Genomic DNA, 15,191 nt, shown 5'->3' on the forward strand with positions numbered 1-15,191 from the left:
GTTACTCCTCCACGTCCGACTTGGCGCGGGTCACGATCTTGGTCTTGATCGGGAGCTTGTGCTGAGCAAGGCGCAAGGCCTCCTTGGCAACGGACTCCTCGACACCACCAAGCTCGAACATGATGCGGCCGGGCTTGACGACAGCCACCCACTCCTCGGGATTACCCTTACCGGAACCCATGCGGGTCTCAGCGGGCTTCTTGGTGATGGGCTTGTCCGGGAAGATGGTGATCCAGACCTTGCCGCCACGCTTCATCTCACGAGTCATGGCGATACGAGCGGCCTCGATCTGACGGTTGGTGATCCAGTGAGCCTCAAGGGCGACGAGACCGTACTCACCGAAGTGGAGCTCGGTGTTGCCCTTTGCGTGGCCCTTCATGGAGCCACGCTGGACCTTGCGGTGAAGAACGCGCTTAGGTGCGAGCATTAACGGCCCCTCCTCTCATTGCGACCACGACGGGGACGGCTCGTGCCCTCAAGCGCCGGGTTGGGCGCAGGCTGGCCGGGCATCTTCTCGCCGAGGTAAATCCAAACCTTGATGCCGCAGGCGCCCATGGTGGTGCGAGCGGTGGCCTCGCCGAAACCGATCTTGGCACGGAGGGTGTGCAGGGGCACGCGGCCCTCGCGGTACCACTCACGACGGCCCATCTCGGCGCCGTTCAGACGGCCGGAGCACTGGATACGAATGCCCTTGGCGCCAGCCTTGCGAGCGGACTGGACGGCCTTGCGCATGGCGCGACGGAAGGCGATGCGGCCCTCGAGCTGCTCGGCGATGGACTGAGCGACGAGCTGCGCGTCGAGCTCAGGACGCTTGACCTCGATGACGTCGACGGAGATGTTGCCCTTGGTGACGCCGGAGATCTTCTCGAGCTCGCCACGAAGGTTGTCGATCTCGGCGCCCTTCTTGCCGATGACGATGCCGGGGCGGCCGGTGTAGATGACGACCTTCACCTTGTCGCCGGTGCGCTCGATGTCAACGCGAGACAGTGCGGCGGAAGCAAGCTTCTTCTCGAGGAACTTGCGAATCTCGAGATCGTTGCCAAGGCTCTTGGCGTAGTCCTTCTTATCGGCGTACCAACGGGAACGCCACTCCTCGGTGATGCCGAGACGGAAGCCGGTAGGCTGTACTTTCTGACCCATTCTTCCCCTACGCCTCCTTTCCAGGTGCAACGACGACAGTGATGTGGCTCGTGCGCTTGTTGATGCGCGAAGCGGAGCCCTTGGCGCGAGGACGGATGCGCTTGAGCGTGGGACCCTCGTCGACGTAGGCGTACTTCACCACAAGGTTGTCAGCGCGGAGGTTGTTGTTGTTCTCGGCGTTGGCAACGGCAGAGCGCAGGACCTTGGCGACCGGCTCAGCGGCAGCGCGGGTGGAGAACTGAAGAACCTCGAGCGCCTTATCAACGGACTTGTTACGAATCTGGTCGACGACCATGCGGACCTTACGCGGCGCCATGCGCACGTACTTCGCGGTGGCCTTGACCTCAGTGTTGTTAGCCATTTACTCCATACCCCCTGTTATGCCTGCTTGTGGCCGCGGAAGGTGCGCGTGGGAGAGAACTCGCCAAGCTTGTGACCAACCATGGACTCAGTGACGTATACGGGGACGTGCTTGCGGCCGTCGTGGACAGCGATCGTGTGACCGACCATCTCGGGGAAGATGGTGGAAGAACGCGACCAAGTCTTGATGACGTCCTTGGTACCAGCCTCGTTCTGAGCGGCGACACGCGCAAGGAGGCGAGTCTCCACAAACGGGCCCTTCTTGAGACTTCTGCTCATTCTTGGAATCTCCTATTCGTGTTCCGACTACTTCTTGTTGCGACGACGAATGATGAGGCGGTTCGAAGCCTTCTTCGGGTCGCGGGTCTTCTTGCCCTTCGTCGGGATACCCCAAGGAGTAACGGAAGGACGACCAGAGGTGTGGTTCTTGCCCTCGCCGCCGCCGTGCGGGTGGTCGACAGGGTTCATGACGGTACCACGAACGGTCGGACGAACGTTCATGTGGCGCTTGCGGCCAGCCTTGCCGATGACGATGTTGCCGTGCTCGGCGTTGCCAACGACACCGATGGTGGCGCGGCACGTGAGAAGGACGCGGCGAAGCTCGCCGGAGGGCATGCGAAGAGCCGCATAGCCGTTGTCCTTGCCCATCAGCTGGACGGAGGTGCCGGCGGAGCGAGCCATTGCGGCGCCCTTGCCAGGCTGGAACTCGACGTTGTGGACAAGCGTGCCGACGGGAATCTCAGAGAGCGTCGTGCAGTTGCCCGGCTTGATGTCGACGTCCTTGGTGCCAGAGACGACCATGTCGCCAACGTGCAGTCCCTCGGGAGCGAGGATGTAGGCCTTGGCGCCGTTCAGGTAGTGGAGAAGGGCGATGCGAGCAGAGCGGTTGGGGTCATACTCAATCGTGGCGACCTTAGCCGGCACGTCGTCCATCTGGCGCTTGAAGTCGATCCTGCGGTACTGGCGCTTGTTGCCGCCACCCTGGTGACGGGTGGTGATACGGCCGTTGTTGTTACGGCCAGCCTTCTTGGGCAGGGGCTCGAGGAGAGACTTCTCGGGCTTGTCGGTGGTGATCTCAGCGAAGTCGGAGATCGTCTGCCAACGACGGCCTGCGCTCGTAGGCTTGAGGTGTCTAACTGCCATTACTTCATTCCCTTTCTGTTCCGTTGGCCATCTCGCTCAGGGAGTGGCGAGACGACACCGGATTACCACGGTACCGCGCGTATCCATCACGTGCGGCATAACAGCCCGGCCTCCCAAAGGAGGCTCGGGCGGCTTAACTACTCCTCAGCAGCTGCCTGCTGGTTGGAGAAGACCTCGATCTGCTCACCCTCAGCGAGAGTGACGACGGCCTTCTTCCAGGTGCGAGTCTTGCCGGTGACATAGCGCACGCGCTTGTTCTTGGGCTTGACCCACATGGTGTTGACCTTCTTGACGTGCACGTTGAAGAGCTTCTCAACGGCGGAGGCAATCTCCTCCTTGGGGGCCTTAGCGGAAACCTCGAAGGTGTACTTGCCCTCAGCCATAAGGTCGAAGGAACGCTCGGAGACGACCGGGCGGATGATGACTTCGTAGGCGGAGTTCATTATGCGAGCACCTCCTCGAGCTGCTTGGCAACCGCAGCGGACATGACGAGAGCGCTGTTGTCGATGAGGTTGCGGGTGTTGGCCTCGGAAACGCCAATGACGTTGACCTTCGGGAGGTTCCTGAAGGCAAGGTAGGTCTGGACGTCGTCGTCGGCAACGACAACGGTGACACGCTTGTCAGCGACGCCCAGGGCAACGAGGACAGCCTTGGCCTGCTTGGTCTTGCCCTCCTCGAGCTTCAGCTCATCCAGGAGGAAGAGCTGGGAGTCAGCGAGCTTGCCGGAGAGGACGGAGCGCATAGCGAGCTTCTTCTCCTTGTTGTTGCTGCGCTTGGCGTGGCTGTGGGGGTTGGGGCCAAAGACAACGCCGCCGCCAGCCCACTGAGGCGCACGGATGGTGCCCTGACGAGCACGGCCGGTACCCTTCTGGCGGAATGGCTTGACGCCGCCGCCGGAGACCGCAGAGCGGTTCTTGGTGGAGTGCGTGCCCTGGCGCATGCATGCCTCATAGGCAACAACGACCTGGTGCACGACCGGGATGTTCGGCTCGATGCCGAAGACGTCAGAGGAGAGCTCGACCGTACCGGCCGCCTTTCCCTCAACGTTCTTAAGATCGATCTTGGACATTAGTCCTCCTTATAGACCTAAAGGATTGTTTTCCAACGGGCCCTTAGGCCATGCGGATGGAGACGAGGGCGTTCTTGCCGCCGGGGATTGCACCCTTGATGAGCATGAGGTTCTGCTCAGCATCGACGCGAACGAGCTTGAGGTTCTTGACGGTGACGCGCTCATCGCCCATGTGGCCTGCCATGTGGAGGCCCTTGCGGACGCGAGCGGGGTACGCGCACTGGCCGATGGAGCCCGGGCGACGCTGGTTGCGAGAGCCGTGGGTCATGGGGCCACGCGAGAAGTTCCAGCGCTTGATGGTGCCCTGGAAGCCCTTGCCCTTGGAGGTGCCGGTGACGTCGACGGTCGTGACGTCGGCGAAGTCGGCAACAGTGACGACGTCGCCAGTGTTGTGCTCCTCGCCCTCAGCAACGCGGACCTCGCGAAGGTAGCGCATGGGCTCGACGCCAGCCTTGGCAAAGTGACCCGCCATGGGCTTGTTGACGTGCTTGGACGTGATGTCTCCGAAGCCAAGCTGAACGGCGTCGTAGCCGTCGGTTGCCTTCGTCTTGACCTGCGAGACGGTGCAGGGGCCGGCCTGGACGACGGTGACGGGGACGACGTTGTCGTTCTCATCCCACACCTGCGTCATCCCGATCTTACGGCCGAGAATCATGCTGACCATTCCTGGTCCTTTCCTTAGGTGGTCATGGGACCAAAGGAGCGCGTCCTGCGCTCTCCCCCAGCGGACCACATCTGACGTGTGCCTCACCCTCATGCTTCTTGCCGGCATCCACGGGCAGGTACCGACTCACAGGTGTCGGCAAGTGGATAGACGCAGCAATCCCCATAAAAGTGCAGCCTGAATAGTGTACACGCACGGCACCGTGGCTTGGCTCACTAGTTTTCATCTCACAATCCCTGCAAATTCGGCAAACGTAAAAAGGACCCCTCCGAGCGGAGGGGTCCAAATATACGCTGCTGAGAAGAGCTTAGAGCTTGATCTCGATGTCAACGCCCGCGGGAAGGTCGAGACGCATGAGCGAGTCGACGGTCGAGGAGCTGGGGTCGAGGATGTCGATCAGACGCTTGTGGGTGCGCATCTCGAACTCCTCACGGCTGTCCTTGTCCTTGTGCGGCGAGCGAATGACCGTGTAGAGGTTGCGCTCGGTAGGCAGAGGAATAGGGCCGGAGACGCGGGCACCGGTCTTCTGAGCGGTGTCGACGATGAGCTTCGCGGACTGGTCGATGACCTCGTGATCGTAGCCCTTGAGGCGGATCCTGATCTTCTGGCTTGACACTTGAAATACCTCCATTGAATGGCAGTTGGCTGCCGATGACCACTTTACTTACGAGGCGCTGCCGCCGTTCTTGCTGACAATCTCGTCCTTGATGTTCTTGGGGACGGCCTCATAGGAGTCGAACTGCATCGTGTAGGATGCGCGACCCTGAGTCTGGGAGCGAAGATCGGTTGCGTAACCGAACATCTCGCCCAGGGGGACCTTGGCACGGATGACCTTGGTGTTGGCACGATCCTCCATGCCCTCGATCTTGCCACGGCGACCAGAGAGGTTGCCCATGACGTCGCCCATGTACTGCTCGGGCGTCTCGACCTCGACGAGCTCGATCGGCTCGAGAAGGACGGGATCAGACTGCTTCAGGGCCTCCTTGATGGCCATGGAACCTGCGACCTTAAATGCGGCCTCAGAGGAGTCGACCTCGTGGTAGGAGCCGTCGACCAGGGTGACCTTGATGTCCTGGACGGGGTAGCCGGCGATGACGCCGCACTCGAGCGCCTCCTTGATACCCTTGTCTACAGAGGGGATGTACTCCTTGGGGACGGAGCCACCGACGGTGGCGTCAACGAACTCGTAGCCAAAGCCGGGCTCCATGGGCTCGAGGTCAATGATGGCGTCGCCGTACTGACCACGACCGCCGGACTGGCGGACAAACTTGCCCTGGCAGTGCTTGACCTCGTGACCAGCGGTCTCGCGGTACGCGACCTGGGGCTTGCCGACGTTGCAGTCGACGTGGAACTCACGACGCAGGCGGTCGACGATGATCTCGAGGTGAAGCTCGCCCATGCCGGCGATGATGGTCTGGCCGGTCTCGTGATCGGTGTGGACCTGGAAGGTCGGGTCCTCCTCGGCGAGCTTGGCGAGGCCAACGGACATCTTGTCCTGCTCGGCCTTGGTCTTGGGCTCGACGGCGACGTCGATGACGGGGTCAGCGAAGTCGATGGACTCAAGGATGATCGGGTTCTTCTCGTCGCAGAGGGTGTCACCGGTCTGGGTGTTCTTGAGGCCGACGCAAGCGACGATGTCACCGGCGGCGCAGTTGTCACGGTCGACACGGTCGTTGGCGTTCATCTCGAGGATGCGGCCGAGGCGCTCACGCGAGTCCTTGACGGAGTTGTAAACGTAGGAACCGGAGTCGGCCATGCCGGAGTAGACGCGGATGTAGGTCAGCTTGCCGACGAAGGGATCGGTCATGATCTTGAAGGCCAGAGCAGAGAAGGGCTCCTTGGGATCCGCGTGACGGATCTCCTCCTCACCCTTGTCGTTCTTGCCGTCGATCTCGGCGACGTCGAGGGGGCTCGGGAGGTAGTCGATGACTGCGTCGAGGAGCTCCTGGATGCCCTTGTTCTTGTAGGCGGAACCAACGAAGACGGGATTGAGCTCACCGGCGAGGACGCCCTTTCGAATGGCGGCCTTGAACATGTCGACGGGAATCTCCTCCTCCATGAGGACGGCCTCCATGAGCTCGTCGGAGAAGTTGGCAGCCGCTTCAAGCAGCTCCTCGCGCTTCTCGGCAGCAAGCTCGGCGAACTCCTCGGGGATGGCATCCATCTTCTCGGGGAAGATCATGCCCTTAGCATCCTCCTTGAAGTCCCAGGCCTCGTTGGTGACGAGGTCGACGAGGCCCCAGAAGTTGGCCTCGGCACCCATCGGGATCTGAGCCGCGACTGCGTTGGCGCCCAGGCGGTCCTTCATGGTCTCGATGGCGTGGAAGAAGTCAGAGCCGACACGGTCGAACTTGTTGATGAAGGCGATGCGAGGAACGCCGTAGTTCGCAGCCTGACGCCAGACGGTCTCGGACTGGGGCTGAACGCCTGCAACAGCGTCGAAGACGGCAACGGCGCCGTCGAGGACGCGAAGGCAGCGCTCGACCTCAGCGGTGAAGTCGACGTGGCCCGGGGTGTCGATGATCTGGATGACGTGATCCTTCCAGAAGCAGGTGGTAGCTGCGGAGGTAATGGTTACGCCGCGCTCCTGCTCCTGAACCATCCAGTCCATCGTGGCTGCGCCGTCGTGGACCTCACCGATCTTGTGGGTCTTGCCGGTGTAGTAAAGAATACGCTCGGTCGTGGTCGTCTTACCGGCGTCGATGTGGGCCATGATGCCGATGTTACGAAGGTCTTCGAGCTTGTACTTAACTTTTGCCATAAGTCTCTACTCCTCGGATTCCCTAACTTAGAAACGGTAGTGAGAGAACGCGCGGTTGGCCTCTGCCATCTTGAAGAGGTCCTCACGCTTCTTGACAGAAGCGCCGACGCCGTTGGCGGCATCGAGAATCTCGTTGGCAAGGCGCTCGGCCATGGTCTTCTCCTTGCGAGCACGGCTGAAGTTAACAATCCAACGGATGGCGAGGGTGGTAGCGCGGCGGGAGTTGACCTCCATAGGAACCTGGTAGGTAGCGCCACCGACACGCTTGGGCTTGACCTCGAGGGTCGGGCGGACGTTGTCCATGGCCTTCTTGAAGGTGGCCAGGGCGTCGCCGTCGGTCTTCTCCTTGACGATGTCAAAGGCACCGTAGACGATGCGCTCGGCGGTGGCCTTCTTGCCATCGAGGAGGACCTTGTTGATGAGCTGGGTCACGAGACGGTTGTTGTAAACGGCGTCCGGCATAACCTCACGACGGACTGCTGCTGCACGACGCGGCATGATATATCTCCTAATAACTCGTAGCTAATTCAGACTAAGGTGCGGAGTCCTACTCCTTGGGGCGCTTAGCGCCGTAGCGGGAGCGACCCTGCTTACGGTCCTGAACTGCTGCGCAGTCATAGGCACCGCGGACGATCTTGTAACGGACACCAGGGAGGTCGCGAACACGGCCGCCACGGATCAGGACGATGGAGTGCTCCTGAAGGTTGTGGCCCTCGCCGGGAATGTAAGCGGTGACCTCGATGCCGTTGACGAGACGGACACGGGCGACCTTACGAAGAGCCGAATTCGGCTTCTTGGGGGTCGTGGTGAAGACGCGCGTGCAGACGCCACGCTTCTGGGGGTTGTGCTGGAGTGCTGCGTTCTTCGACTTGGCCTTGTGAGAGACGCGGCCCTGGCGAACAAGCTGGTTGATGGTAGGCAAAGCTCTTCTCCTTATTCGTTCAAACAGAGTGTGTGGTGCGCGAGCACCTATGTATCAGAAGCACCTCAGCACCGATGCCTCGGATTGTCGGACAGATATGATGCGCACAAATGCGCAAGCGTGTACTTTACGCGCTTGCATGCAGGGTTGTCAAAACACCACGGACCCGGGCGTATCCCTTTTCCACGTTCTGCCCACAAGCGGGGTAAGAAGCGCGTGTCTACTCGCTCGTCTCCACGTCTTCCGACGCGTGCTGGAGACCGACGCGCATGAGCTCGGCCACGTGGGCGTCGGCAAGGCTGTAGATCATGCGCTGGCCGTCGCGTCTGGCGTTCACCAGGCCACGATCGCGCAGGAGCCTGAGCTGATGGGAGATGGCAGACTGCGAGACGTGACAGACTTCCTGAAGGTCGGACACGCTCCTCTCACCCTCGACGAGGACTCCCAGAATCTGGAAGCGCGTGAAGTCGGACAGGGCGTCGAATATCTGCGTAGCGCTATACACAACGTCGTCGTTTGCCAGGAGCTCGCGCAGCTGGTGGCCGTCAACCTCCTTCGCGTCAACGCCCCCAAAGTCCAAACTCGCCTCGTGCTCGCGCTGATCCGACATGCCCGCCCCCTCTATTTCTGCGTTACGTTTCCAGTGTACCCCGCGCCCGGCCAACGTGACGATTGGGGCACGGCTTTTGGGACGCGCCCACATCGCAGGTAGACTGGAGCGGACAAGACACGAGGCCAAACCACCGACGAAGATGCAGGTGAGCAGCATGAGCACAACGGACAGCACCCGTCAGATCGACCCTCTGGACCTTCCCGCCATCACGGTCCTGGTGGGACACGCCGGCGTCGGCAAGACGAACACCGCCCTCGGCCTGGCGCTCGCCCATGCTGCGCGAGGCCTTCGCGTGGCCCTCTGTGACCTGGACGTCGTCAACCCCTACTTCCGCTCGAGCGACTACGCGCGAGAGCTTGAGGAGAAGGGCATCGAGCTCATCGCCCCGGTGTTTGCCGGAACAACGCTCGACACGCCCAGCCTGAGCGGCCGCCTGGACGCGGTGGTCGAGCGCGTCACGCAGGCCCAGGCGCAGGCGGGCCGCGCCCCCTCCCCCGAGAGGCTGATCATAGACGTGGGCGGAGACGACGACGGAGCCACCACGCTGGGACGCTATGCAACGCAACTCAGGCAGGCGGGCGTGCGTGTCCTGTACGTCGCAAGCGCATACCGCAGCCTGACGCAGACGCCAGAGGAGGCCGCGGCGATGCTTCCCGACATCGAGTGGCACGCCCGCCTGAAGGCCGACGCGCTCTTGAACACCAGCAACCTCTCCGACCAAACCACGCCCGAAGACGTTCGCCGCGGGCGCGCCTTCGCCTCCAGGCTCTCGAGCCTGACGGGCCTGCCTTTTGCCGGGAGCGTGGTGCCGCGCGCGACGATAGCGGCCCTTGCCTCGGAAGGTCCGTGCCAAGGGGAGGCGCGGGCACTTCTCGCCAGCGGCGGAGCGTGCGAAATCTGCGGCTCGTCGGCACCTGAAATTGCCGCGTTGTTAACAGACGCCGATTCGCCGTCAGAAAAACTCATCATGGTGCCTAGATTTGTCTCTATGCCCTGGGAGATGTAGAGGGGTCCCCGGGGCAGCATAGCGGCCAGAACGACCGCATGACCAACGCTTATGCCCCCAGAGAGGGAGGGATCGCATGGCTCGCATCATTGTTGACGATGTGCACTGTAAGGGCTGTGGCCTGTGCGTCGCGGCCTGTCCCAAGGGCGTGCTCGCGCTAGACAGCGAGCGCATCACGCCAAAGGGCTACCACCCCGCCAAGCTCGTTGACCCCGATGGATGCATTGGATGCTCTTCGTGCTACATGACCTGCCCCGACGTTGCTATTACGGTGGTGAGATAAATGGCAGATCAGCAGATTTCAGCCGCCTCGGAGGACCGCGTCCTCATGAAGGGCAACGAGGTCCTGGCAGAGGCCGCCATGCGCGCCGGCTGCCGGTTCTTCTTTGGCTACCCCATCACGCCGCAGACCGAGCTCGCCGCCTACATGGCCAAGAAGCTCCCCAAGATCGGCGGCACGTTCCTGCAGGCCGAGTCCGAGATCGCCGCGATCAACATGGTCTACGGCGCGGGTGCCGCTGGCGCGCGCGCAATGACCTCGAGCTCGAGTCCCGGCGTCTCGCTCAAGGGCGAGGGGATCTCGTACATGGCGGGCGCCGACGTCCCCGGCGTCATCATCAACGTCGAGCGTGGAGGTCCCGGCCTGGGTGGCATTCAGCCCTCGCAGTCCGACTACTTCCAGGCGACGCGCGCCATGGGCCACGGCGACTTCTTCATGCCGGTCCTCGCGCCCAGCACCGTGCAGGAGATGGCTGACCTCATCTACCTGGCCTTCGACCTGGCGGACGAGTACCGCACCCCCGCCATGATCCTGGCGGACGGCATGATCGGCCAGATGATGGAGCCCGTCACGCTGCCTCCCGCACGCGACCCCAAGGACCTCCCCAAGAAGCCCTGGGCAACCACCGGCACACACATGGAGCGAGAGCACAACGTGATCAACTCGCTCTTCCTGACGCCGCAGAAGCTTGAGGACACCAACCGCGAGCGCTTCGAGCGCTACAAGAAGATCGAGGCGACCCAGCAGCGCCAGGAGCTCTTCATGTGCGACGACGCCGACATCGTCCTGGTTGCATTCGGAGCCGCGTCGCGCATTGCCCGCACGGCCGTTCGCGCCGCACGCAACAAGGGCATCAAGGCAGGCCTCCTGAGACCCATCACCCTGTGGCCCTTCCCGACCAAGGCAATCGACGGCATCGTCGAGGGCGGCGCGAAGGCATTCATGTCCGTCGAGCTCAACATGGGCCAGATGGTCCAGGACGTCGAGCTGGCCACACGCGGCCGCGTGCCCGTGTCTTTCTACGGCCGCACCGGTGGCGTTCTTCCCACGCCCGAGGAGATCCTCGAGCAGATCGAGCTCCGCGCAAGCGAGCTCGGCATCAATCCCGCAAAGGCAGGTGAGTAACCATGGCAACCGCCCCCAAGACCCTTCCCGACTACCAGGAGGAGCGCATCGGCTCGCAGATTGCGGCAGACGAGAAGATCGTCTCTGCCCGACCCCACGCGCTCGCGGACAAGGTGTTCAACTTCTGCCCGGGCTGCACGCACGGCATCGTCCACCGCCTCGTAGCCGAGGCCATCGACGAGCTCGGCATCGAGGGCAAGACTGTGGGCATCTCGCCCGTCGGCTGCTCCGTCATGAACTACGACTTCTTCAACTGTGACATGATCGAGGCGTCGCACGGTCGCGCTCCCGCGGTCGCCACCGCGGTCAAGCGCGTCCACCCCGAGAACGTCGTCTTCGCCTACCAAGGCGACGGCGACCTTGCCTCCATCGGCACCGCCGAGACCGTGCACGCGGCAACGCGCGGCGAGCACATCACGGTGATTTTCATCAACAACGCCATCTACGGCATGACCGGAGGCCAGATGGCCCCGACGTCGCTGCCCAACCAGGTCACTCAGACCAGCCCGTATGGTCGCGACGTCACCAAGGTCGGCTTCCCCATCCGCATGAGCGAGATGCTCGCCACCCTGGACGGCCCGGCTTACATCGAGCGCGTCGCCTGCGATTCGACGGCACACATCCGGCAGGCCAAGAAAGCCATCAAGAAGGCCTTCGAGAACCAGGTAAACGGTGTCGGCTACTCCTTCGTCGAGGTCGTCGCCACGTGCCCGACCAACTGGGGCATGACCCCGCAGGCCGCCTTCGACTGGCTTCGCGAGAACATGCTTCCCTACTATCCGCTCGGCGTCTACAAGGACGTTTCCGCAGAGGGCTACTCGAACGCATACGAGGCTGCCGCGGAGCGCGCCAAGGACTGCCCCATCGCCCAAAAGAAGGAGGGCTAGCATGGCAATGCCAACGGACACCTCCATGAAGACCAACGAGATGCTCTGCGTCCTCTCCGGCTTTGGCGGCCAGGGCGTTCTGTTTGCCGGCAAGGTCATGGCCAACGCAGGCCTACTGGACGGTCGCAACGTCTCGTGGATGCCATCCTACGGCCCCGAGATGCGTGGCGGCACCGCAAACTGCAACGTCTCGCTCTCCGACGAGGCGATCGGCTCCCCGTTTATCACGAAGCCGACCGCCCTCATCGCGCTGAACCAGCCTTCCGTCGAAAAGTTCGGCCCCACCCTGGTCGAGGGCGGCATCGCGATCATCGACACGACACTCGCGATGAACGCTGATGCCGTCGAGCTTCCCGCGGGGGTCAGGCGCTTCTCGTTCAAGGCGACGCAACTCGCCGAGGACAAGGGCCTCAAGGGTCTCGCCAACATCGTCTGCCTCGGCAAGCTGTGGGCCGAGACCCAGTTCGCCGACCTGGACGTGCTCGAGGCCGCCCTCAGGAAGTGCGTGCCCCCCAAGCACGCCAACCTGCTGGAACCCAACCTCAAGGCCCTTCACATGGGCATCGAGCTTTAGTCAACGGGAGGAGACACACATGGAGTTCAGCGGCGACGAGCTCGCCGAGCGTGAGCAGCGCCAGGAGATCGCGAACCGCATTCGCAGCCTGCGTGAGGACAACGAGCTCTCCATTCAGGAGATGGCCTGGGCGACCGGCCGCTCCCCCGAAGAGTATGAAGCTCGCGAGTCCGGCGAGGCCGACCTTACGTTCACCTTCCTCTTCAAGTGCGCGCGCAAGCTTGGCGTCGACATCACCGAGCTCATGACCGGAGAGAGCCCCCACATCAAGTGGTACTCGATCGTGCGTGCCCACGAGGGCATGCAGATCAAGCGTCACAGCCAGTTCGAGTACCTTCACAAGGCACCCTTCTTCAAGGGACGCATGTGCGAGCCCTTCCTCGTCGACGTGCCGTACGACGAGAAGCTCCAGCACGAGCCCATTCACTTGTCCTACCACGCGGGCCAAGAGCTCGATCTGGTCATCAAGGGACACCTGCGCTTCCAGTTCGAGGACCACGCCGAGGACGTCGGCCCTGGCGACACCCTGCTTTACGATTCGGGCCGCGGACACGGCATCATCGCCATCGACGGTGAGGACGCGCAGATCTTTGCGGTAGTGCTTCCCACCGAAGAGCGGGACATGGATCCCGACAACAAGCCGATTGAGGGCATTAGGTAGGCATCGCCTGCTCACGCGGACGGTGCCCTATGACGGCCAAGCGCAAGCGAGGCTCGGTTTGCCATACCCAACGGCCGGCATTCGCCGGCATGTGCCCAAAAGGATCGAAACAATGAGATACATCAGCGAGAAGTACCTGTCCGAGTCGCGAAATCGCAAGGGCGAGGTGGCGCACCTTTCCCTGCACTACCCAGAGGACTTCAACTGGGCCTACGACGTTGTCGACGACATCGCCGATCATGAGCCCCATCGCCTTGCCATGACCTGGACCAACCCCGAGGGAGAAGAGCATTTCTTCTCGTTCGGAGACATGAAGTACTGGTCCGACAAGACCGCCAACTTCCTGGCCGACCAGGGCATCCGTAAGGGTGACAACGTTCTGGTGATTCTGCGTCGCCACTACCAGTTCTGGTTCACGGCCGTCGCCCTGCACAAGATCGGCGCGGTTCTTGTTCCCGCCACGTTCATGCTGCGCGACCGCGACATGGAGTACCGCCTGCAGGCCGGAAACATCAAGGCCGTCATCTGCACTGACAAGGGCGGCGTTCCCGACGTCGTCGACCACGTCGCCAAGCGTTGCCCCGATCTTGAGCTCAAGATAGTCGTAAACGGCGGCGGCGCCGGCATGAGCAACGGCGTCACCGAAGGTCCCTGCGACCGCGACGCCTACCTGTCTGGCCCTGACCACGTCTGCGAGCTGCCCTGCGAGCGCAGAGGCTGGGTTGACTTCAACACCGGAGTGCGCGCCGCACGCGAGTTCTGGGTGCGCGTCCCCACCTCCGTGTCCGAGCCGTTCATCATGTACTTCTCTTCCGGAACCACTGGTGAGCCCAAGATGGTCCTTCACAACGGGACCTACGCGCTCGCCCACACGGTGACGGCCAAGCTCTGGCACAACGTCACCGGCGATGGCGGCCTGCATCTTACCATCGCAGACACCGGCTGGGCAAAGGCCGTCTGGGGCAAGCTCTACGGCGCCTGGACCATGGAGACCGCAGTCATGGTGTACGACTTCGACCGCTTCCACGCCAACGAGATTCTTGACCTGGTGTCCAAATACAACGTCACCACGCTGTGCTGCCCGCCGACCATGTATCGACTCATGAAGAACGAGGGTGTCAGGGGCCACGACCTCTCGCCGCTCAAGTACTGCACCACCGCCGGCGAGTCGCTCAACCCTGACCTTCTGGAGTACTGGCGCGAGCAGACCGGCCTCACCATCTACGAGGGCTTCGGCCAAACCGAGACGCCCCTGACCATCGCGAACCTCAACAACTCGAAGCCCCTCAGCGGCTCCATGGGCAAGGTCGTGCCCCTCTACGACATCCAGATCCTCCACGACGACGGCACCCCCTGCGACTACGGCGAGACGGGCGAGATCTGCATTCGCTACGACCGCGAGAATCCACCCGAGGGCATCCTGATGTGCTACTACCACAACGAGGAGAAGACCAACGAGGCCATCCACGACGGCTGGTACCACACCGGCGACACCGCGTGGAAGGATGAGGACGAGTACCTGCACTACGTTGGTCGCAATGACGACGTCATCAAGTCCTCCGGCTACCGCATTGGGCCGACCGAGATCGAGAGCGTCCTTCTGCAGCGCCCCGAGGTTCGAGAGTGCGCCGTCACCGGCGTACCAGACCCCGTGCGCGGCAAGGCCGTCAAGGCGTCCATCGTGCTCAACAAGGGCTACGAGGGCTCCGACGAGCTTACGCGAGACCTCCAGCGCTACGTCAAGACCGAGACGGCCCCCTACAAGTACCCGCGTATCATCGACTATGTCGACGAGCTTCCCAAGACCGTGAACGGAAAGATTCGCCGCGCGGCCATTCGCGACCACGACGACGAGGCGGCAGGCAAGAAGCCCACGCACTCCGCGAAGATCGACGGACTCGTCTAGCAGCTTCGCCCAGCGGGCAAGTCATAGCCCATAGAGGGGCAAGGGGCCACTGGCCCCTTGCCCCTCTTCCCTTTCTCACG

At 62.5% G+C, this 15,191-nt stretch carries 20 protein-coding genes; 7 read left to right on the plus strand and 13 right to left on the minus strand.

All coding sequences use genetic code 11. From position 1 onward, the window contains the following. Position 1: 1 nt before the first annotated feature. The 13 genes from rplP to BMY31_RS05380 form a co-directional block, all read right to left on the minus strand. A complete protein-coding gene (gene rplP / locus BMY31_RS05320) occupies positions 2–427 on the minus strand; it encodes a 50S ribosomal protein L16 (RefSeq protein ID WP_078687459.1) in 426 nt (141 codons plus the stop codon). Then, positions 427–1,140, minus strand: a complete 714-nt coding sequence (rpsC, locus tag BMY31_RS05325) for a 30S ribosomal protein S3 (RefSeq protein WP_078687458.1) — start codon at positions 1,138–1,140, stop codon at positions 427–429. Before rpsC ends, rplP begins: the two co-directional genes overlap by 1 nt. 7 nt (positions 1,141–1,147) lie before the next feature. Next, positions 1,148–1,501, minus strand: coding sequence for a 50S ribosomal protein L22 (rplV, locus tag BMY31_RS05330; RefSeq protein WP_078687457.1), 354 nt, complete (start codon positions 1,499–1,501; stop codon positions 1,148–1,150). Positions 1,502–1,518: 17 nt separating this feature from the next. Then, the gene (gene rpsS, locus BMY31_RS05335; protein ID WP_078687456.1) at positions 1,519–1,779 is read right to left on the minus strand and encodes a 30S ribosomal protein S19; all 261 of its coding nucleotides are present in this window, start codon (positions 1,777–1,779) and stop codon (positions 1,519–1,521) included. Between the two features lie 27 nt (positions 1,780–1,806). Then, complete coding sequence (gene rplB / locus BMY31_RS05340; RefSeq protein WP_078687455.1) at positions 1,807–2,643, minus strand: 50S ribosomal protein L2; 837 nt, start codon at positions 2,641–2,643, stop codon at positions 1,807–1,809. A 137-nt stretch (positions 2,644–2,780) separates the two neighbouring features. Further along, the gene (rplW, locus tag BMY31_RS05345) at positions 2,781–3,086 is read right to left on the minus strand and encodes a 50S ribosomal protein L23 (protein WP_078687454.1); all 306 of its coding nucleotides are present in this window, start codon (positions 3,084–3,086) and stop codon (positions 2,781–2,783) included. Beyond that, positions 3,086–3,712, minus strand: a complete 627-nt coding sequence (rplD, locus tag BMY31_RS05350; RefSeq protein ID WP_078687453.1) for a 50S ribosomal protein L4 — start codon at positions 3,710–3,712, stop codon at positions 3,086–3,088. The genes rplW and rplD overlap by 1 nt, the downstream gene beginning before the upstream one ends. 43 nt (positions 3,713–3,755) lie before the next feature. Further along, positions 3,756–4,376: a 50S ribosomal protein L3 gene (gene rplC, locus BMY31_RS05355; RefSeq protein WP_078687452.1), complete on the minus strand. Its 621-nt coding sequence runs from the start codon at positions 4,374–4,376 to the stop codon at positions 3,756–3,758. A gap of 307 nt (positions 4,377–4,683) precedes the next feature. Continuing rightward, positions 4,684–4,992, minus strand: a complete 309-nt coding sequence (gene rpsJ / locus BMY31_RS05360) for a 30S ribosomal protein S10 (protein ID WP_078687451.1) — start codon at positions 4,990–4,992, stop codon at positions 4,684–4,686. Positions 4,993–5,040: 48 nt separating this feature from the next. Beyond that, positions 5,041–7,137: an elongation factor G gene (gene fusA / locus BMY31_RS05365; RefSeq protein ID WP_078687450.1), complete on the minus strand. Its 2,097-nt coding sequence runs from the start codon at positions 7,135–7,137 to the stop codon at positions 5,041–5,043. Positions 7,138–7,164: 27 nt separating this feature from the next. Next, positions 7,165–7,635: a 30S ribosomal protein S7 gene (gene rpsG / locus BMY31_RS05370; RefSeq protein WP_078687449.1), complete on the minus strand. Its 471-nt coding sequence runs from the start codon at positions 7,633–7,635 to the stop codon at positions 7,165–7,167. Between the two features lie 49 nt (positions 7,636–7,684). Beyond that, the gene (gene rpsL / locus BMY31_RS05375) at positions 7,685–8,059 is read right to left on the minus strand and encodes a 30S ribosomal protein S12 (RefSeq protein WP_013252466.1); all 375 of its coding nucleotides are present in this window, start codon (positions 8,057–8,059) and stop codon (positions 7,685–7,687) included. Between the two features lie 220 nt (positions 8,060–8,279). Then, positions 8,280–8,669 (minus strand): ArsR/SmtB family transcription factor, encoded by a 390-nt coding sequence (locus BMY31_RS05380; protein WP_078687448.1) that lies wholly within the window; start codon positions 8,667–8,669, stop codon positions 8,280–8,282. A 157-nt stretch (positions 8,670–8,826) separates the two neighbouring features. Between BMY31_RS05380 and BMY31_RS05385 the strand changes: the two genes are divergently transcribed. From BMY31_RS05385 to BMY31_RS05415, 7 genes are all read left to right on the plus strand, one after another. Beyond that, positions 8,827–9,678, plus strand: coding sequence for a nucleotide-binding protein (locus BMY31_RS05385; protein WP_180371366.1), 852 nt, complete (start codon positions 8,827–8,829; stop codon positions 9,676–9,678). A 76-nt stretch (positions 9,679–9,754) separates the two neighbouring features. Beyond that, positions 9,755–9,961: a 4Fe-4S binding protein gene (locus BMY31_RS05390; RefSeq protein ID WP_078687446.1), complete on the plus strand. Its 207-nt coding sequence runs from the start codon at positions 9,755–9,757 to the stop codon at positions 9,959–9,961. Next, complete coding sequence (locus BMY31_RS05395) at positions 9,962–11,083, plus strand: 3-methyl-2-oxobutanoate dehydrogenase subunit VorB (RefSeq protein ID WP_219334858.1); 1,122 nt, start codon at positions 9,962–9,964, stop codon at positions 11,081–11,083. Between the two features lie 2 nt (positions 11,084–11,085). Next, positions 11,086–11,970 (plus strand): thiamine pyrophosphate-dependent enzyme, encoded by an 885-nt coding sequence (locus tag BMY31_RS05400; RefSeq protein ID WP_078687445.1) that lies wholly within the window; start codon positions 11,086–11,088, stop codon positions 11,968–11,970. 1 nt (position 11,971) lies between these two features. Then, on the plus strand, positions 11,972–12,544 hold the full coding sequence (locus BMY31_RS05405; protein WP_200802619.1) for a 2-oxoacid:acceptor oxidoreductase family protein: 573 nt from the start codon (positions 11,972–11,974) through the stop codon (positions 12,542–12,544). 19 nt (positions 12,545–12,563) lie between these two features. Continuing rightward, complete coding sequence (locus BMY31_RS05410) at positions 12,564–13,205, plus strand: helix-turn-helix domain-containing protein (RefSeq protein WP_091008972.1); 642 nt, start codon at positions 12,564–12,566, stop codon at positions 13,203–13,205. 112 nt (positions 13,206–13,317) lie between these two features. After that, positions 13,318–15,111, plus strand: a complete 1,794-nt coding sequence (locus BMY31_RS05415; RefSeq protein WP_091008974.1) for an AMP-binding protein — start codon at positions 13,318–13,320, stop codon at positions 15,109–15,111. Positions 15,112–15,191: the final 80 nt, after the last annotated feature.

Source organism: Parafannyhessea umbonata, from assembly GCF_900111255.1.
GTDB lineage: Bacteria > Actinomycetota > Coriobacteriia > Coriobacteriales > Atopobiaceae > Olsenella_J > Olsenella_J umbonata_A.